14 protein-coding genes are annotated in these 18,755 nt (G+C 66.8%); 11 read left to right on the top strand and 3 right to left on the bottom strand.

Annotated features, from left to right (window positions below):
* The first annotated feature begins 104 nt into the window (after positions 1-104).
* The 6 genes from GON06_RS05410 to GON06_RS05435 all read left to right on the top strand — a co-directional run bounded on the left by GON06_RS05410 (position 105) and on the right by GON06_RS05435 (position 7,485).
* A complete protein-coding gene (locus tag GON06_RS05410) occupies positions 105-1,406 on the top strand; it encodes an extracellular solute-binding protein (RefSeq protein ID WP_157311260.1) in 1,302 nt (433 codons plus the stop codon).
* Entirely contained in the window at positions 1,403-2,335 is a 933-nt protein-coding gene (locus tag GON06_RS05415) for a carbohydrate ABC transporter permease (protein ID WP_157311261.1), read from the top strand. The genes GON06_RS05410 and GON06_RS05415 overlap by 4 nt, the downstream gene beginning before the upstream one ends.
* Position 2,336: 1 nt before the next feature.
* Positions 2,337-3,287 carry a carbohydrate ABC transporter permease gene (locus GON06_RS05420; protein ID WP_332837177.1) on the top strand — a complete coding sequence of 317 codons (951 nt, stop codon included), beginning with the start codon at positions 2,337-2,339 and terminating at the stop codon, positions 3,285-3,287.
* 48 nt (positions 3,288-3,335) lie between these two features.
* On the top strand, positions 3,336-5,609 hold the full coding sequence (locus tag GON06_RS05425) for a carbohydrate-binding protein (protein WP_157311263.1): 2,274 nt from the start codon (positions 3,336-3,338) through the stop codon (positions 5,607-5,609).
* On the top strand, positions 5,609-6,667 hold the full coding sequence (locus tag GON06_RS05430; protein ID WP_198346617.1) for a hydroxyacid dehydrogenase: 1,059 nt from the start codon (positions 5,609-5,611) through the stop codon (positions 6,665-6,667). Before GON06_RS05425 ends, GON06_RS05430 begins: the two co-directional genes overlap by 1 nt.
* Before the next feature lie 131 nt (positions 6,668-6,798).
* Positions 6,799-7,485: a hypothetical protein gene (locus GON06_RS05435; RefSeq protein ID WP_157311265.1), complete on the top strand. Its 687-nt coding sequence runs from the start codon at positions 6,799-6,801 to the stop codon at positions 7,483-7,485.
* Between the two features lie 85 nt (positions 7,486-7,570).
* Here the strand turns inward: GON06_RS05435 and GON06_RS05440 are convergent, their stop codons facing one another.
* Entirely contained in the window at positions 7,571-10,318 is a 2,748-nt protein-coding gene (locus tag GON06_RS05440; protein ID WP_157311266.1) for a sugar-binding protein, read from the bottom strand.
* A gap of 198 nt (positions 10,319-10,516) precedes the next feature.
* Between GON06_RS05440 and GON06_RS05445 the strand changes: the two genes are divergently transcribed.
* Positions 10,517-11,830 carry an FAD-dependent oxidoreductase gene (locus GON06_RS05445; RefSeq protein WP_157311267.1) on the top strand — a complete coding sequence of 438 codons (1,314 nt, stop codon included), beginning with the start codon at positions 10,517-10,519 and terminating at the stop codon, positions 11,828-11,830.
* Positions 11,831-11,998: 168 nt separating this feature from the next.
* On the top strand, positions 11,999-13,396 hold the full coding sequence (locus GON06_RS05450) for an ABC transporter substrate-binding protein (RefSeq protein WP_157311268.1): 1,398 nt from the start codon (positions 11,999-12,001) through the stop codon (positions 13,394-13,396).
* Positions 13,397-13,466: 70 nt separating this feature from the next.
* Here the strand turns inward: GON06_RS05450 and GON06_RS05455 are convergent, their stop codons facing one another.
* Positions 13,467-14,525, bottom strand: coding sequence for a LacI family DNA-binding transcriptional regulator (locus GON06_RS05455; RefSeq protein ID WP_157311269.1), 1,059 nt, complete (start codon positions 14,523-14,525; stop codon positions 13,467-13,469).
* A gap of 202 nt (positions 14,526-14,727) precedes the next feature.
* Between GON06_RS05455 and GON06_RS05460 the strand changes: the two genes are divergently transcribed.
* The 3 genes from GON06_RS05460 (at position 14,728) to GON06_RS05470 (ending at position 18,082) form a co-directional block, all read left to right on the top strand.
* Positions 14,728-15,651, top strand: a complete 924-nt coding sequence (locus tag GON06_RS05460; RefSeq protein WP_232528170.1) for a carbohydrate ABC transporter permease — start codon at positions 14,728-14,730, stop codon at positions 15,649-15,651.
* Positions 15,651-16,649 (top strand): carbohydrate ABC transporter permease, encoded by a 999-nt coding sequence (locus GON06_RS05465; RefSeq protein ID WP_157311271.1) that lies wholly within the window; start codon positions 15,651-15,653, stop codon positions 16,647-16,649. Before GON06_RS05460 ends, GON06_RS05465 begins: the two co-directional genes overlap by 1 nt.
* Before the next feature lie 62 nt (positions 16,650-16,711).
* Positions 16,712-18,082, top strand: a complete 1,371-nt coding sequence (locus GON06_RS05470; RefSeq protein WP_157311384.1) for a Gfo/Idh/MocA family protein — start codon at positions 16,712-16,714, stop codon at positions 18,080-18,082.
* A gap of 16 nt (positions 18,083-18,098) precedes the next feature.
* Here GON06_RS05470 and GON06_RS05475 read toward each other — a convergent pair whose 3' ends face one another.
* Entirely contained in the window at positions 18,099-18,737 is a 639-nt protein-coding gene (locus GON06_RS05475; protein WP_157311272.1) for a GntR family transcriptional regulator, read from the bottom strand.
* Between the last annotated feature and the right edge of the window lie 18 nt (positions 18,738-18,755).

Raw genomic sequence — 18,755 nt, forward strand, 5'->3', positions numbered from 1 at the left:
GGAGCGCCGTGATCCTTCGGGAACAGGATGTTTCGAGCGATCACGCTGCTCCACTCGTCAGGCCTCCCGCCTGCGAGGGAGGACAGTACAAAGGAGCACTGATTGTGAACAAGAGCCCTCGTGGCATGCGATACGCGGCCGCGGCCGCCATCGCCTGCGGCGCGCTGACGATGTCAGCCTGCGCCGGCAGCACAGATCCCGCGGCCGACGGACCCGTCGACCTCGTGATGGCAGTGTGGACGACGAACGAAGCGCATCTCGCCCTTTTCGATGAGATCGCCGACGCATACGTCGCCGAACACGGTGACGAAGTCTCGTCGATCACCTTCCAGCCCCTCGCCGGAAACTACCTGACCACCCTCACCACGCAGATCGCCGGCGGAAGCACCCCCGATCTGGCCTGGGTCGCCGAGGCCAACGCCACTGAGTTCGTCAAGAACGGTGTGCTGCTCGATGTCGCCGACTACTTCAAGGAGTCAAAGGACTTCGATCTCGACGATGTGGTGCCGAGCTCGCTGGAACTGTGGAGTGACGACGGCGGAATCTACGCCTACCCCTTCTCCACCAGCCCGTTCGGCGTGTTCGTCAACCGCGACCTCGTCGCGGCCGCCGGACAGCCGCAGCCGGCTGACCTCCTCGCCGAGGACAAGTGGACGTGGGACGCCGCGGCGGAGATCGCCGCTGCCACGGCCGCAGCCACACCCGGCACCGGCCCGATCGTCATCGGCACCGCCCCGGACAAGCAGTGGGACGGTCTGACGACGGTCTGGGCCGGCTGGGGCGCCGCCCCATGGGATGCGGCCGGCACGACCTGCACCTTCGACTCCGAGGAGATGACGGATGCGGTCAGCTGGTACCACGACCAGATCTACTCCGCATCGGCGTTCGCCAAGCCGGGCGAGACCTTCTCCTTCGGCTCGGGCGGCTCTGCGATGCTCATCGCGCAGATGAGTTCGTCGGGTGGGATCGATGAGTCCATGCAGTGGGACTTCCTCCCACTGCCCGCCGGTCCGGCAGGGCAGACCGACGTCGTCGGCCAGGCGGCCATCGGCGTGATCGCGAAGAGTGCGCACCCGGAAGCGGCCGCGAACTTCCTCACGTACTTCACCGATGCCCAGAACGCTGCAAAGCTCGCACAGTTCTTCCCCGCTCCGCGCACCTCGCTGTTGACGGTCGACACCTTGCAGCAAGCGGCGCCGGCGTTGTCCCCCGAGCAGATCCAGCAGACCGTGATCGATGCGATCCCTGACGCGATCACGAAGGCGAACTCGAGCATCTACAGCCAGGTGAGTCCGGTGATCCAGACCAACTTCGACGCACTCTGGACCCCGGACGCCGATGCGGCTCAGGTGCTCGGCGACGTATGCACGGCAATCCAGCCGGCACTGGAGAAGAGCGCGGGATGACGTCCGTGAAAGCGCCCGGCGTCGGGCGAGCAGCCCGCGCCGGGCGCCTTCTTCCCGATGCGAAGGCGGATCGCGTTCTCGGACTCGCCTTCGTCGCTCCTCAGGTGCTGGGCATCGTTCTGCTGGGGATCATCCCCTTCGGTTTCGTGATCTGGTACAGCTTCCACGACTGGAACGTCTTCCTCGGCTCGTTCGACTTCATCGGCCTGGACAACTACGTCCGCATGTTCACGGACAAGACGGTGGCCCAGTCGCTTCAGGCGACCGGCATCTTCGCCCTGGGGTTGGTCATGACGAACGTCGCGGTCGCACTGGCGCTGGCGTCTCTCCTGAATCAGGGACTGCGTGGGACCGTGGTGTTCCGATCGTTCTTCTTCTCGCCGGTGGTGGTTTCCATCGTCGCGTGGGTCATCATCTGGAACTTCCTGCTCGCGTCGAACGGCGGCATCAACGGTGCGCTCGCCATGTTCGGAATACAGGGACCCAACTGGCTCGCCGAGCCAGGCTGGGCCATGGTCTCCCTCATCGTCGTCCAGGTGTCCAAGGGCGTCGGAATGAACATGATCCTGTTCCTGGCGGCACTGCAGGGTGTTCCGTCGGAGCTGAAGGAGAGCGCCCGCCTCGACGGTGCGAGCCCGTGGCGGACCTACCGTTCGATCACGCTGCCATTGATCAGCCCGACCATTCTCATGGTCCTGATCATCACGACGATCTCCGCCTTCGACGTGTTCGCACCGGTCCAGCTCCTCACCGGTGGCGGGCCCGGAAACTCCACGCTGGTGTTCTCGTACTACATCTACCAGACCGCTTTCGGCCAGCAGCAGTTCGGCTATGGCGCGACGCTGGGTGTGCTTCTCTTCGTGATCACGCTCGCCATCACCGCGCTGCAGTGGAAGGTGCGCAAGACATGGGTACAGGATGAGGTCTGACGTGCTCGACACTGCCACAGACGCAGTCCCCGTCATCGCGGAGGCGCGGCCCCGCACGCGATCGCAGCCGCGACAGCCCCGACAGGCGCGCCCGCAGCGGGACTCGCAGAGCGCACGGCGCCGACGGATCATCAGCAGGGTCATCCTTTACGGCCTTCTCGTCGTGCTGGCCATTCCCTTCCTCTACCCGACGCTGTGGATGGTCTTCTCCTCCTTCAAACCGACCAGCGAGATCTTCGCGATTCCGCCGACGCTGTTGCCGCAGACGTGGACCCTGGACGGCTGGTCCAAAGTGTTCACCGCGAATCCATTCGCGCGTCAGTACGCGAATTCGCTGGGGCTGGCCGCGATCATCACCGCAGGCACCGTGCTGGTGTCCGCGCTCGCCGGCTATGCGTTCGCGCGAATGAAGTTCCCGCTCGCCGGGCCACTGTTCATCCTGACGCTCGCCGGAATCATGGTGCCCGCGGATGTGACCATCATTCCGATCTTCCAGGTGGTGAACTCCTGGGGCCTGGTCGACACCTACTGGCCGTTGGTCATCCTGCCGATCTTCGGCCCCGGCGCCGTGGTCTCGACGTTCATCTTCCGACAGTTCTTCCTCGGCCTCCCCCTCGAACTCGAAGAGGCGGCCCGGTTGGACGGGTTGGGGCGGGTGGGGATCTTCGCCCGGGTGGCGATGCCGTTGGCCGGTCCGGCGATCGCCACGGTCACGATCATGACGTTCTTGAAGAGCTTCAACATGTACTTCGAGCCGCTCATCTTCCTCCGCTCGGCCGAACTGTTCCCGATCGGCCTGGGCTTGACCCGGTACCAGGACGGCTACGGCGAACCGCTGTGGACGACGCAGCTGGGCGCCACCACTCTGAGCGTCATCCCCGTGCTGATCGTGTTCTTCTTCGCGCAGAAGCAGTTCGTCGAAGGACTCACCCGGTCTGGTCTCAAGGGCTGACCGGATCCAGCAACATCCATCTCGCAAGTCACGACAAAGGAGTCATCGATGACCGATCCGTCCCCCTCTGCCGAAGCTCCGCTGCTTCTTCAGCCGATCTCACGCCGTACTCTCCTGCTCGCCGGCCTCGGCGTGGCAGCGGTCACCGCACTGGGCGTCTTCGAACGCTCGCCTGCTGCGTCAGCAAGTGCCGGGACGGTGCTCCCGCTCGTCGCTCCACTGCCGGCAGCACCCGACCGGACCCTGTTCGCTCCCCAGGAGCAGGTGCTCGCCGCCTACCTGATGATCGTCGCGCCGATGGCGAACGACATCGTCGACGACGACCCGGACCGATTCGGGTTCATGGGCGGAGGCTGGTGGCGCACCCCGAGCGAGCCATTCAACGCGCGGGTGCAGGAGCACGTGGCCACGCTCAGCTGGTTCTACGCGAACGAGCGCTCGTGGAACCCGTACTACCTCGACGGCGCTCTGCTCGGTCGGCTAGACGCCGCCATCGGGCACTATCTGCGCATCCAGCACCCCAACGGGTCGTTTCCCGAGTACACGACGACAGAATTCTCCCGTGCGGCGACCGCGTTCGGCATGGTGGCGTTGTCCGAAGCGCTCGCGAACCTCCGAGCCACGAATGCACTGCCCGAGCGTCAGATCGAGCTGGAGGCATCGTTGCGCCGTGCGGCCGTCTGGTTCATGGATCTGACCAACGGCCATTGGAAGATCCCCCTCCCGTTCGTGAACCAGACGGTGGGCGGGCTCGCCGGGATCGCGCGAGCGGCACGCGTTCTGGACGACGCGGATCTGGCGGCCGATCTGAGCGATCGGATCGACTTCATCGCCGAGCACGGGCAGGCGCCAGCCGGGTTCTTCCACGAGCCGTTCGGCTTCGACTTCGGGTACAACTTCTTCGTCATGCTCCCCGACCTCGCCGACCTGCACGCCATCACGGGCAATCCCGTGGTCCTCGACATGGCCCAGAAGTGGACGGACTTCGCTCGACACGCCGTGGTGCGCGAGCCGGACGTGTCCGGCTACATCGCGCACTCCGCCGCGTGCTCGCGGACGGCGGACTGGAACTTCCTGACGAACTTCGCCGACGATGCCGAACGCGGCGCGCTGAGCGCGGCGCTCGCCCCCGATGCCCCGGAGCTCGCGGCCTTCCTCACGACCTTCGAGGAGAAGCTCGCGTCGCGGGGCGCGTGGGCCGCAACACCGGATCCCGTTGCCGCCCGTGCCAAACAGGGGACTTCGCCGCGGCTCTGGATGCACGTCATCGAGCGACCCGATGTGCCGTCGGATGCCGATCGCGCTGCGTCCGAGGCATCGCTGCCATACATCATGTCCGAGAGGTTCACCGAGCGACGGGTGGGCACACTGGCCCAGGACTATGTCTTCGCCCGGCGCCCTGCGTACTACCTCTCTTCGTTCTTCGGTACGCGCTCCCAACCGATGAACCGAATGGGGCCGGGCCTGCTCTGGCACCCGCAGATGGGCACGGTCCTTGCAGCGACGAACACATCGGTCGGTGCGGCCTCATGGGGGTTCGCCGACACCGCTGGAACCGAATCGGCCATGTCCGACATGGCGGTCGTGTATCGCCGCGGCAGCAGCGGTTCCGGCGCGGTGATCGTCCCGGATGCCCTCGTCGCGGAGACGGGCGTCATCACCTTCGACGCGACCAGCTCTGCGAGCGGCGTCAGGACCCTGACCACGCTGCGAGACACAGGGGTGACGCTGCGTACGGAATCCGCCGTCACAGGTACGTTCCGGCTGCCTCTCGTACTACGCGCGACAGACGAGGTCATCTACTCGGATGGTGCGACGGGACAGTTCAACGCAACGAGCGCCGCGGAGGCGACGTGGCTCAGCGTGCAACGCAACGGAGTACGCATGCAGATCTCCTGGGGCACCGAGTCTGCGGTGACGCTCTCCGCTACTCCGATGAGCATGCTGGGCGGCACCCGGCGCGTTCACCAGCTGTCCATCCCTGTGGGTGTCAGCGCCCAGATCGAGATCGAGTTCGCGGCCCCATGGTCGTCGACCAGCACGTACACCACGGGGGACAGAGTGAGCTTCGACGGCAGCTTCTGGGTCGCCCAGTGGTGGACGAGAGATCTCCGGCCAGGGGACCCCACAGGACCCTGGTCGCAGCTGGGCTGCGAACTCGAAACAGCTGACGGCCCGGTGCGGACCTGGACTGCGAGCTGGATCTATGGGGGTGGCGAGAAGGTGCTCCACAATGGCGTGATCTATCTCGCCCGCTGGTGGTCACGCAACCAGGCCCCGGACGGCACCGGAGGCGCATGGCAAAGGGTCGGTGAGATCTGATGGCGGAGGCCGGCCGGGACGACAGGCGCGGAAACGCGATGTGGGGCAGCTCCCGTGCCGGCAGCGACAGAAAGGACGCTGTCGTGCGCCCGCGGGCGGTTCTGTACGCAAGTGACGAGGATGCCGACGGAGCATTCTCGCCCGACCTGCGGGAGAGAATGACGGAGCTCGTCGACTGGGTCCACATCCGTCCCGGCGAAGCTCCGAGCCGCACCGACCACACCTTTCTGCTGACAGGCTGGGGTGCTGGCAGAATCCCGGCGGAGCTGATCATGCCTGGAGTCTCGGCGGTCTTCCATATCGGAGGCAGCCTTCACGGCCTCATCCCGGAGGACGCCTGGCATCCCGACCTGATCGCGGTCTCTGCGAGGAGGGCCAACGCCGTTTCCGTCGCCGAGTACGCCCTCGCGTGCATGATCATGGCAGCGAAGCGCGCTACCCTGTTCGCGCATCGGCTCCGCACGGGGGACGGCTATTGGAGTACTGCGGTCCGACCCACCACCGGACTTTACGGCTCCCGGATCGGCATCGTCGGGCTATCCGCGACGGCTCGGCATCTGCTGACCTTGCTGCAGCATCTCGACGTGAGTATCTCCGTGTACGATCCGACGCTCAGCGAGGGAGAGATCGCGACCGCCGGCGCCGAACCTCGAGATCTCGACGAGCTCATTCGCTGGTGCGACATCCTGTCGCTGCATGCGCCATCTGTCCCTGTCACACGAGGGATGATCGATGCCCGTCGCCTCGCAGCGCTTCGCGACGGCGGAACCGTGATCAACACCGCGAGAGGGGACTTGATCGACACCGAGGCGCTGGCCGCGGAGTGCGCCAGCGGGCGCCTCTTCGCCTATCTCGATGTGACCGAACCGGAGCCCCTTCCCCCGGACAGCGCGCTGCTCACGATGGAGAGTTGCTTCGTCACGCCTCACATCGCGGGCGCTATGGGGCGTGATATCCACCGGATGACCGCATTCATCCTCGAAGAACTGAACAGAGTGATCGCCACAGGGGCGACGCCATATGCCACGAGCCGCGACGAGCAAAGGCTCCTCGCATGATCGCCGCCTCCGCCGAGAACGCACCAGGATCCCGTCGACCGACGATCGTCCGGTGGGGCGACTCGCTCACGCAGCAAGGAGACGACGCTCGGCTGAGCGCGCTGACTCGCGCTGCCGTGCTGAACGCGGGCGTGGGCGGCGAGACCTCGACGACAGTCGCCGCGCGCATGGGAGCCGTTCCGGTCACCGCTCACGTCTCGGCGGGTTCCCGACCCGGTGAGCATCTTCTCTCGTTCATTTCACCCGCGGATTTCCGCCCCCTGCTGCAGGGGAGCGGCACCGCGAACAGCCTTCTGGCCGGCTGGCTGGACGGCGAGCCCGGGGTGGTCTTCCCTCGCGGAGACGTCGCGGGGGAATATGTCTTCGTTGCGGACGACGAATCACGACCACCTCGCGCCGGGCGCGCCGTGTTCATTCCAGATGTGCGCGATGCCCATCTCTCGGGCATCGGAGTCCTTTGGGTCGGCAGGAACAACTTCCGCGACATGGGCACCGTGATCGAGGACCTTGCCGCCATGATCGCGAGGCTGAAGACCGATCGCTTTCTCGTGCTGACCGTGCTGCACGGCGAGGATGATCCTCCGCGGTCGACGAGCGGTCGGGACATCACCGCTCTCAACGCCGTGATCTCGGCAACTTGGACAGATCGCGTGCTGGATGTGGACGGGGAACTGCGTCGCATCCACGCGGCACCGGGAGAGATGGCTTCCGTGGTTCCGGCGCGCATCCGGAAGGACGCCGTGCATCTGACTGCGGAGGGCCAGGCCACAGTCTCTGAGCTGATCGCCGCTGCCTGTCGTCAACGGGGCTGGGTGTAGCCGCGCATCTACCGGTGCCGATGTTCATCGCACAGAGGGGGGTGTCTCTCCCAGACCAGGCAGAGACACCCCCTCTGCACGCGGTTCAGCCTTCGAGTTGGACCGGATGGAACAGCGCCGACGACTTCGAGGTGGCGATGCCGTTGCCCCACTCGGCGAATCCGATCCGGCTTCCGCCATCCGCGTTGTTGACGACGATCGAGGAGGCGATGACGCCGCCCGCCGGGTCGACTCCGAGCGACGCCCACGGCAGCGCGATCTCGTACGTCGTCGTGCCTGCAGTCTCGTCGCGGACGACGGCGGCCTGCACACCCTCGATCGAGACGCGCGTCGGCGTCGCCGTGTCGCGCCAGCGATAGGTGCCGACGCCGTCCGGGGTGAGCGCGACACCCACCTCGTTCCACGCGGTCTGGGTGCCCGGTGCGCCCTGGGCGATACCGATCTGCAGCGAATCACCCTGGTAGAGCGCGCCCCCGGTCCCCTTCGACGTGAACACCGCGTCATCGATCACTGCGGTCAGATACAGATTCGCGTCATCATGGCTGTACCAGGCTCGGCCGCCGAAGCCCTCGGGACGGGGATCCGTGCCGCCGCGCACCGGCGCCCAGGGCGCGTCGTCGAGATCGATCGCCGTCCGGGCCGTCACGGCATCGTCGGCGATTCCGTCGACGACGATCGCTCCCCGATGTCCGGTGGCCAGCCCGTACACGACGCCCTTCACGGAGCGGGTCGTCTCGTCGGCCAGGACGAGCGTCGCCGACCAATCGGCCTTGCCCTCCAGGTCGGCGACGGGCACGGAGAGCTTCTCCATGCCCTTCGCCGGCACCGAGGAGCCCGTGAGGCCCGTGCCGGTCGCTTCTCCGATCTTCCAGTCCACCCGCTCGACGTCGAGAGGGACGCCGGCATTGTTTGTCGTCGAGAGCTGCAGGGTCTGCGCTCCGTCGGCGACGTCGACGCGGCCGGTGAACCCGACCGGATCCTCAATGGCCACCGCGGTGGACATGGTCAGGTACGGACGACCGTCGCGCGTCACCTGCGCCGTGTACGGCGTGCTGCCCACCTTCTTCACCGCCTTCAGCGCGAGGTTGGCGGATGCCGTGGCTCCCGCACCGACGACGAGGTGCTTGCGCACGGAAGAGCCGTCGTTGCCCGTCACCGTGATCTTGTACGAATGCACGCCGCGCGAATCCGTGTTCGCCACCGTGACGGAGCCGGTCAGGGCATCACCCGCGTAGGCGCCGTCGAGCTGAAAGGCGTCCGCGATGGGCACCGGTTCGCCGGTCGCGCCCACGATCCAGACAGGGTCCTCGGTCGCCTGGATGCGGATGACTCCGCCGACCGGGGAGAGCGTGGACTCGGTGCCGGTCATCGAGAGCACCTTCACCGGCGCGGACGCCGTCATCGAGACGGCCTGGTCGGCACCGGCCTCGGTCCACAGCATCTGCAGCGGTGTTCCGTCGGAGGAAGTGAAGCGCAGATCGTGGAGTCCCTCGGCCGTGTCGATCCGCGCACCGGGCTCGGCGCCGGTGAGCAGACGTGTCGTCGTCGCCCAGGACGCGTACGCCGGCTTCGGTACGGAGTCGCCGCGCACATCGTCGGGTGCGTAGATGACGCCGAAGTTGTCTTCCTTGTCGGCGATGTCGCCCGCACGATTGTTGTTCAGCTTGTACAGGTAGAAGCGCTCGACCCCGTCGTGCGTCGCCAGCGCGGTGAACTCGGCGATGTATCGCGCCTGATGACGTTCATCCACCGCCTGCGCGTTGGTCCCCGTCGGCCAGCCGCTCTCGGTCACCCAGAGCGGGAAGTCCTGGCCGTCGTTGTACTGGCGCGCCAGCGCCTGCAGATCCGTGACACGATGCTCAGTCTCGATAGCCGTGTGCGGCTGGTGATAGGGATGCGCGATCATCGCGTCGACGTAGTCGAGCGCACCGAGCTGGAAGGTCTGCTCCGCCCAGCCGTCGGTGAGCGTGCCGACCGCCGGGCCGAGGATGGTGATGTCCGGGTCGACGGCACGGATGGCGGGGGAGGCGACCTTCAGCAGTTCGACGTAGTTCGCAGCATCCGTGACGGTGTTCCCGCCTGTTCCGTTGTTCCACTCGTTCCAGACCTCGATGCCGGAGATCTCGTCACCAAACTCCTCCGCCATCGCCGTCACGTAGTTCGCGTACGCCTGCCGGGCTGCAGGCGTGGTCGGCGCGGTGCCGTTCGCCCCGGTGTAGAGCCGGTTGCCGTAGTCCGCGATGAGAAGCGGCTTCATGCCGAGTGCGACGACGGGGTCGATCCACTCGTGCATCTCGGTCCAGTCGTAGACCCCCTTGGTGGTCTCGACGCTCGCCCAGGTGACGTCGTTGCGGATCGACTGCGAACCGCCCGGAGCCAGAAGGGGGATGGTCTGCGTGTTGGCCGCGTACTTGTAGTGCACGCCCATGCCGAACTGTCCGTAGTCGGGATCGCTCGGGGCCAGCGGCGCGGGGACGACGGCGAGGGTGGTGTGAGCGGTGGCGCCGCCGGACCCCGTAGCGGTCAGCGCGTACCAGCCGTCGGCGAGTGAGGTCGGCAGAGTGATTGTCGCGTCGCCGCTGCTGGGGGTGACCGTGCCCGTGCTGATGACCACGCCGGTCACATCGGTCAGCGACCACGCCACCGAGGCGTCCGCGCTGGAGACGGTGACCGTCCGTGCGGTTCCGGGGGTGAAGACGTTGCCGAGTGTCGTGCTGCCCAGGGCGACGCTCGACTCGGCGGCGGTCGCGGTCAGCGGGACGCCGAGCAGCGCCGCGAGCAGACATCCTGTCGCGGCGGCGCTCAGGGCGCGTCTGTGAACGGTGGGACTCATCCGTGATTCTCCTTCGAAAGGGGATGCCGTCGTCTCGTTGCAGACGGCGCATCCGAGGTGCGACCGAAGTTACACCAAGCGCTTGCCTTAAGCGACCATTTGCCATTTTCGAAGGCTACCCAGCATTTAGGTCTGCTGATAGTGTCACCAGGACAAGCGCTTGAGCAAACGCGCTTGCATCTCGAAGGAGTGGGCACCGTGGTGGAAACGCAGTACGACGTGATCGTGGTCGGCGGGGGCGTAGGAGGTGTCTGCGGGGCGCTCGCCGCAGCCCGATCGAGGGTCAGGGTGCTCCTGGTGGAGGCGGCCCCCGCGGTCGGAGGCACCGGGGTCTTCTCGAGCGTGTCGCTGATCTGCGACTTCCGTGACGATGACGGGCGACCGATCAACAACGGCATCCATCGGGAGCTGTTCCCCGAGGCCTATCTGCGAGTGAACCCGCGCATGGTGCCGACCTATGACGAGCAGGCTCTGCGTGCGCGGTACGAGCAGCTGCTCGCTGCCGAGCCGACTCTCACGGTCTGGACCGGCACCAGAGTCGCCGAGGTCAGGATCGACGACGGGCGCGTCGAGGCGCTGCGCCTCGAAGGCGACCATGAAGGCTGGATCTCGGCGTCCGCATATCTCGACGCCACGGCCGACGGCAACCTGGCGCAGATGGCCGGCGCCGACTTCTGGCTCGGGCGGGAGCAGGACGGTCTCCTGCAGTCCGCGACCGCGACGTTCAAGGTGTCCGGCTTCGACCCCGAGCTGCTGATCGACCCGAGAGTGGAGACATGGGATGCGATCTTCTCGCTGCGCCGGGAGCTCCTGCCCTACTATCGCGAGCTCAAGGACAAGGGACTCACGAGCAACCCGCGCGAGGACGTGACGTGCTTCCCCTATCCCGGCGGAAAATCGCTGCTGTTCAACTCGACGTCGGTGCTCGGGGTGGATCCGACCCGGCCCGAGACCGTGCGTGCGGGCCTGGAGGAGGGGGAGAAGCAGGCCAGGGAGCTGTTCGCGGCGATCACCCGGCATCCGGCATTCGCCGACGCGACACTGGACTTCATCTCTCCGAAGCTCGGCGTCCGCGAGGGCCGGAGGATCGTGGGTGACTACGAACTGACCGGCGAGGACTGCCTGTCCTGCCGTCGCTTCGACGACATGATCGCGGCGGGCGGCTACGACGTCGACGTGCACAACCCGGAGGGCGGCAAGAGCCGGCTGACCAGGATCCCCTCGCCCGGGTACTACCACATCCCCCTTCGCTCGCTCATCCCGCGCGGGCTGCTCAACGTCGTGCTCAGCTCCCGTTGCATCAGCGGGTCGTACGAGGCGCATGCCTCCTATCGCGTGATGTCCTCCATCAGCGGAGTGGGAGAAGCGGCCGGAGTCACGGCCGCTCTCATGCACGTCGGTGGGTTCGGCGACGTGCGCGAGGTCGACGCCGCAGCAGTCAGGTACGTGCTTCAGATGCGCGGTCAGTTCGTCGAGGGCCGGGTGGAGCCGGTCGAGTTGCCTGTCATCTGAGGCATGCGCTTGCTCTCACGACGCCTCGAGTGAATCACAGAGTTGTAACAAGTGCTTTCAGGCTTCGAATGGCAGTTGACAGTATCCGAGTCAATGATCCAATCTAGTTAGGACAAGCGCATGCCCAATACGGAGATGCGACCCGATGTCTACAAGGAAGTAGTGAAGATGACATTTCAGCGAGTCAGGCGCGTGGCGGGCTTCGGTGCTGCGGCGCTCGTCGTCGGCCTCGTGGCGACCGGATGCTCGGGCGCAGGCGCCGAGCCGGACGCCGCTCCCACGTTGGACCCGGATGCCAAGGTCACGATCCGCGTCGGCGACATGCCGACCGAGGCGAGTGCCGCGAACCTCGAGGCCTTCAAGAAGCGGGTCGCCGAGTTCGAGGAGCTGCACCCGAACATCACCGTGAAGGGCGAGGAGACGCGTTTCGATGTCTCCACGTTCAACGCGCTGCTCGTCGGTGGCACGCTGCCCACGACCCTGGTCGTCCCTCGCACCAACATCCAGCAGCTGCTTCAGAACGAGCAGGTGAAGGATCTGACCGCCTTCGTCAAGGACGATGAGCTGCTCGCGCAGCAGAATCCGGTGCTCACCGAGCCTGCGCAGGACGAGGAGGGGAACACCTACGGCATCGCGACCAATGCGTACACGATGGGTCTCGTCTACAACCGGGATCTGTACGCGCAGGCAGGGCTCGATCCGGACGCCCCTCCGACCACCTGGGACGAGGTGCGTGAGAACGCCATCGCGATCAGCAAGTCCACCGGCAAGACCGGATTCATCATCCCGACCACGAACAACGGCGGCGGCTGGGTCACCACCGCACTCACCTACGCGTTCGGCGGCACGATGGAGGACGTCAAGGGTGACGAGGTGACGGTGACGGCCGACAACGAGGGCACCGAGCAGGCCCTCACCTTCCTGCAGGGGCTGCGGTGGGACGATGATGCGGCGGGAGCGACGTTCCTGCTGAAGTACGCCGACGTCCTCGACGGACTCGGCGCCGGCGGCATCGGCCAGACCGTCATCGGAGCCGACCAGTACAACACGCTCGTCGTGTCCCGCGGTATGGATCCTGATGATGTCGGGATCGCTCCGATCCCCCAGGAGGAGGACGGGCTCGGCGCGCTCGGTGGCGGGAGCATCGCGATCGTCAACCCGAAGGCGACCGACAACGAGACGGCTGCGGCGATCGAGTGGAACAAGTTCCTCTACCTCAACCGGTACGTCGACGAGGACGCCGCCGTCGCCTATGCGAAGGCCAACCAGGCCGATGACCTGCCGGTCGGCGTCCCAGAGGTGCCGCTCTTCGACGAGAAGCGGTATGAGGAGTACCTCGGCTGGATCGAGCCCTACCTCAATGTGCCGCGCGAGCACTTCACCCAGTACCTCGACAGCTTGAACACGCTGCCGATCGTGACGGAGCCGGCTGTCGGAGCGCAGAGCATCTACGGCGCGATCGACGCGGTCGTCCAGCAGGTGCTCACTGAGAAGGGCACCGACATCGGGGCTGCGCTGACGAACGCATCCGCGACTGCTCAGTCGGCGATCGACGCGGCTCAGTGAGCTGCCGATGAGAGCGGGAAGGGGCGGGCGCCTGCGCCGGTGCCCGCCCCTTCCCGTTCGGCGATGGATCTCAGAGCAGCAGTTCGAGCAGCTCGTATGTCGCCCGGTCGAATTCGTCCGGATCCGACGCCGTCGACATTCCGGGCACGAGCGACGCCTCGACGGTCTGGAGTCCGGTCGGTGTCTCGGCCCCCTTGAGGGCGTCCACGAGTGCCGCGGCGGCGCGCGCGCCGATCTCGGCGCGATTGGGATCGATCGTGGTGAGCAGTCGCGACTCCTCGGTCGCCCGCTCCCGCGAGAAGTGATCATGGCCCACGATCGCGACGTCCTCGGGCACGCGCCGACCCGCGGCGTGCAGCCGGGCGAAGGCGCCCAGGGCGATCACGTCGTTGCCGCAGAAGATCGCATCGAACTCCACGCCCCGCTCGAGCAGTTCCGCCGTCGCCGCCGCGCCCCAGCGGGCGTTCCAGCCGCCCGTCATCGGAGCCCCGCCTGCGATCTCCAGGCCGGCTTCGGTGAGGGCCTCGATGAGTCCCTCGGTGCGCCGCTGCGCGCCGTACTCGGTTGCCGTGATGTGCGCGATCCGCGTGCGGCCGGAGTCGATCAGGTGCTGTCCGGCGAGCCGTCCCACGGCCACGTCGTCGGGCGTGAACGAGAGGTCGGACGCATCGGTGGAGCGTCCGAACGCGTAGACGACGGGAACGCGGAACCGATCGGAGATCGAGGGGTAGGGGTCGGCCGGTCCACGACTGATCACGAGGACTCCGTCGACGTGTCGCGCCTGCAGCTTGCGGATGAATTCACCGCGCTTGTCGGGGCTGGACTGCGCGTCGTAGACCAGCGTGGCGAGGTCGGATCCGGCGAACACGCTCTCGGCCCCACGGAGCACGATGGAGCTGAAGATCTCGCTCACGTCCTCGACGATGATCCCGATGATCTGGCTCTGACCGCGAGCGAGCGATTGTGCGAGCGCGTTGGGGCGGAAGTCGAGCCGATCGGCCGTCTCGAGGATCTTCGCCCTGGTCTGGGCGGAGACCTTCCCCTCGCCGCGAAGCACGCGTGAGACGGTCGATTCCGATACTCCGACGACCGCTGCGATGTCGCGCAGGGTTACCGCTGGTGGGGACACCCGTGTTCTCCGTTCGTGTCGGCCTGACTGAGTGTATCAAGGCTGTTCACCATCATAGACATGCGCTTGCTCCACATAGTCGTTCCGACAGCAGCGCAAGGCAGGCGTTTCGAATTGACAAGACGGAATCACATGCCGCAGGATGTCGAGAGCAAGCGCATGTCCTGTCGGTGTCGCCGACGTGACTCGACGAGGAGGATCGATGACAGCCGAGAGATATCCGGACGCGCGGAGGGCCCGTGTCGGAGCGCTGCGGCGCTGGCGTCTCGCCGGCGGCCCGTCGACTCTGCTGCTCGCTCTGCCGATGATCGTGATCTTCACCTACTTCAGCTGGTGGCCGATCATCAAGAGCCTCGTCCTGAGTGTGCAGAAGACCAACCTCATCACTGCGCCGACCTGGGTCGGCTGGGAGAACTTCTCGCGCGTGCTCGCGGACCCGCTTCTGGGCACCGCGGTCGGGAACACGGTGATGTTCACCCTGATCTCGGTGCTCATCGGATTCCCTCTGCCTGTGCTGCTCGCGGTCTTCATCAATGAGCTGCGCGGCATGCGCGGCACCGCGAGCGGGCTCGCGTATCTGCCGGTGATCGTCCCGCCCGTTGTCGCCGTCCTGCTGTGGTCCCTCATGTACGACCCGTCGCCCGACGGCGTCTTCAACACGATTCTCGGGTGGGTCGGTCTGGGGCCGCTGCCCTGGTTGCAGAGCCCCGTCCTCGCTCTGCCGAGCATCATCGTCCAGGCGACGTGGGCCGGATTCGGCACGACGACGATCATCTACCTGGCGGCTCTGCGCTCGGTTCCTGCCGAGCTGTACGAGGCGGCTGAATGCGACGGCGCCGGCGTCGTGCGCAAGGTCTGGCACATCACCCTGCCTCAGGTGCGCGGCATCATGCTGCTGATGCTTCTGCTGCAGATCATCGGGGTCTTCCAGATCTTCACCGAGCCCTTCGTGATGACCGGAGGCGGCCCGAACAACAGCACCCTGACGATCCTCATGCTCATCTACAACTACGCGTTCGTGGTGGGCGACTACGGCAAGGCGACGGCGCTGAGCGTGCTGCTGGCCGTGGTGCTGTCGATCGTCTCCGCCGCGTATCTGTGGGCGACGAGGAAGTGGAGCAAGTGATGACCGGGATCCCCCTCGCAGAGGACGCGCCCACGGCGGTCCAGGTGCTCTCCGCGCCGACGAAGCCCGAGTCGCTTCGACGCCGCAGGGCCAGGCGCAGAACGCTCGATCGCGCCGAGAACGAGGAGCGGGGTGTGCTCTCCGCCTTCGACCGCAGACGCCCCGCGACACGGGTGGCGTACCTGCTGCTGTGCGTGCTCGTGCTCGGCCTGCTGTGCATCGCCGCGCTCGGTCCTGTGCTCTGGCTGGCCAAGTCGGCGCTGTCGACGTCCCAGGACATCCTGCGCGACCCGTTCGGTTGGTGGCCCAGCGGCGTGCAATGGCACAACCTGTCGGACGCGTGGAACGATCTGCATGTCGGGCGGTATCTGCTGAACACGGTGTGGGTCGCGCTGGGCTCCTGGTTCTTCGGCCTGCTCGTGGCGCTCACCGGCGGCTACGTGCTGTCGATCCTGCGACCGCGCTACGCCAAGGTCCTCAACGCCGCCGTTCTCGCCACACTGTTCATCCCCGGGGTCATCTCGCTGATCTCGCTGTACGTCACGATCCTCGACGTGCCGCTCATCGGCGTGAACCTGATGAACACCTTCTGGGCCGTGTGGCTGCCGGCCGCAGCGAATGCGTTCAACGTCCTGGTCGTCACCCGGTTCTTCGACTCGCTGCCGCGGGACGTCTTCGAGGCCGCCCGGATCGACGGCGCCGGGCCGCTCACCGTGTTCTGGCGGATCGTCCTGCCGATGTCGAAGCCGGTGATCGGCGTCGTGTCGCTGCTGAGCATCATCGCCGCGTGGAAGGAGTTCCTCTGGCCGCTGCTGGTGCTGCGGGAGACGGCGAGCCAGCCCATATCCGTGGCGCTCTACACGCTGAGCGGGAGTGCCGACACCGCGTTGCTGCTCGCGGCGATGTTCATCTCGGTGATCATCCCGATGGTGCTGTTCCTGCTGTTCAAGAAGCAGTTCCTCGAGGGCGCCGGGCAGGCCGGCGCCCTCAAGGGCTGAGACGCGCGGCATCCGCCGGGCGATGACGAGTTCAGAGAGAAGAGAGTCCTTTGTCCGCACGCATGCGCTACGCCATCCTCGGCACCGGATGGCGGTCGCAGATGTACATCGAAGCCCTGGCCGGGTCGCACGCCGATGACGGCGAGCTCGTCGCCTGGTCGGATCGCAACCCCGGACGGCTGGACTGGTTCGAGGAGCACCTGCGACAGACGGGCCACGAGGCGCCTGCTCGCTTCGATCCGGCCGAGCTGGCGGACGCGGTGCGTCGTCACCGGCTCGACCGGGTGATCATCACGACTCCGGACAGCACGCACGCGGCGTATGTGGCGACCGCTCTCGACGCCGGCGCTGACGTGATTGTGGAGAAGCCGCTCACCGTCGACGAGAACGGCGCGCGCATGATCGCTGCCGCGGCGACGCGCACCGGCCGGCGCGTGATCGTCGCCTTCAACTACCGGTACTCGCCGCGTAACACGGCGTTGCGCGAGGTGATCGCGCGGGGCGACATCGGCGAGGTCACCTCGGTGCATTTCGAATGGGTCCTCGACACCGTCCATGGCGCGGACTACTTCCGGCGCTGGCATCGCGATAAGCGCAACTCCGGGGGACTGCTGATCCACAAGTCGTCGCACCACTTCGACCTGGTGAACTGGTGGATCGCAGACGCGCCGGTCCGGGTGTTCGCGAGCGGAGGCCTGCGCTTCTACGGCGCCGAGAATGCGCGGCGGCGGGGGCTGGGGCCACGGCCGGAGCGCGGATCGGAGGATTCCGCACTGCGGGACGCGTTCAGCTTCGACCTGCGGCAGGATCCGATGCAGCGCGCCCTGTACTACGACCAGGAACGCTTCGACGGGTACATCCGGGATCGTGATCCCTTCGACGAGGGGATCACGATCGAGGACAACCTCTCGCTCGTCGTCGACTACGCCCGCGGAGCGTCCATGACCTATTCCCTCAATGCGCACTCCCCGTGGGAGGGGTACGTCGTCGCGATCAACGGCACTGCGGGGCGCGCCGAGCTCACCGTGGTCGAACGAGGTGCCATCCTCATGCCGGACGGCTCGCAGCCGGTGGTCGATCCGAGTGCGACGCCGGAGGAGACGGGAGCGGAGAGCGGGAGGCCGACGCACGAGGGGCTCGTCGTCCAGCGCCATTTCGGACCGGCGGTGCGGATCCCCATCCCCCATGGCGAAGGCGCCCATGGTGGCGGCGATGCACAGCTGCTCCGCGATCTGTTCGCGGGCGGCGCTGATCCGGTCGGCCGAGTGGCATCCTGGCTCGACGGTGTCAGGTCGATGGCGGTCGGGCTCGCCGGCAACCGTTCGCTCGCGACCGGTCAAGCGGTCGCCGTCGTCGACCTCGATCTCGGGGAGGGGGCGACGGCACTCGAGTACGGGATGGCGACAGCCGGCGAGCGGGTCTCTCCGGCTTAGCGCGGCACGTCGCCGTTCAGCTGCGGCCCATGCGGGCGAATGCGCCCAGCACGGTGCGCTCGGAGCGGATCAGATACTTCTCCAGCTCGTCGGCCGCGGCATCCGGTCCACGCTGCAGGAACGCGTCGAGCACCGCCCGGTTCTTCCGCACGAAGGGCTCGTGCAGGGCGCGGGGATCATCGATCTCGAGGAACGCCAGACGCAGTTCTGCGGCCACATCGCGGTAGGTGCGGGCCAGGCGGGGGCTGTCCGCCAGGGCGACGATCGCGTCGTGGAACGCCATGTTCGCGCTGCCGATCAGGCGCCAGTCGGTGCCGCTCAGATGCGTCTCGGCTTCGTCGACGGCCGCACGCATGAGATCGACGGCCGGATGCTCGGGCTCGGCCTGTCGCAGCGCGGCGCACTCGATCACACGGCGGGCTCGGTAGATGTCGACCACGTCGGCCATCGAGGGGGACGCCACGGAGACACCGCGGTGGGGCACGTGCTCGATCAGGCCCTGCTCGGCGAGCACCCGGAAGGCCTCGCGCAGCGTGTTCCGCGACACATCGAGGCGTTCGGCGAGCGCAGCCTCGGAGAGCCGGGAGCCGGGCGCGAAGTCACCGTCGATGATGCTCTGCCGCAGTACGTCGGCGAGCGGAGCCGCGTTGGTCATGGCTCCAGGGTATGCGCC

Origin of the sequence: Microbacterium sp. MAH-37 (genome assembly GCF_009758255.1) — a bacterium.
Taxonomy (GTDB): Bacteria; Actinomycetota; Actinomycetes; order Actinomycetales; family Microbacteriaceae; genus Microbacterium.

What these genes read in the sequence shown, in the direction of transcription:
- GON06_RS05465 (WP_157311271.1), top strand. Translation starts at nt 15,651, where the DNA reads ATGACCGGGATCCCCCTCGCAGAGGACGCGCCCACGGCGGTCCAGGTG.
- GON06_RS05415 (WP_157311261.1), top strand. Translation starts at nt 1,403, where the DNA reads ATGACGTCCGTGAAAGCGCCCGGCGTCGGGCGAGCAGCCCGCGCCGGG.
- GON06_RS05430 (WP_198346617.1), top strand. Translation starts at nt 5,609, where the DNA reads ATGGCGGAGGCCGGCCGGGACGACAGGCGCGGAAACGCGATGTGGGGC.
- GON06_RS05470 (WP_157311384.1), top strand. Translation starts at nt 16,712, where the DNA reads ATGCGCTACGCCATCCTCGGCACCGGATGGCGGTCGCAGATGTACATC.
- GON06_RS05440 (WP_157311266.1), bottom strand. Translation starts at nt 10,318, where the DNA reads ATGAGTCCCACCGTTCACAGACGCGCCCTGAGCGCCGCCGCGACAGGA.
- GON06_RS05475 (WP_157311272.1), bottom strand. Translation starts at nt 18,737, where the DNA reads ATGACCAACGCGGCTCCGCTCGCCGACGTACTGCGGCAGAGCATCATC.
- GON06_RS05425 (WP_157311263.1), top strand. Translation starts at nt 3,336, where the DNA reads ATGACCGATCCGTCCCCCTCTGCCGAAGCTCCGCTGCTTCTTCAGCCG.
- GON06_RS05450 (WP_157311268.1), top strand. Translation starts at nt 11,999, where the DNA reads ATGACATTTCAGCGAGTCAGGCGCGTGGCGGGCTTCGGTGCTGCGGCG.
- GON06_RS05460 (WP_232528170.1), top strand. Translation starts at nt 14,728, where the DNA reads ATGACAGCCGAGAGATATCCGGACGCGCGGAGGGCCCGTGTCGGAGCG.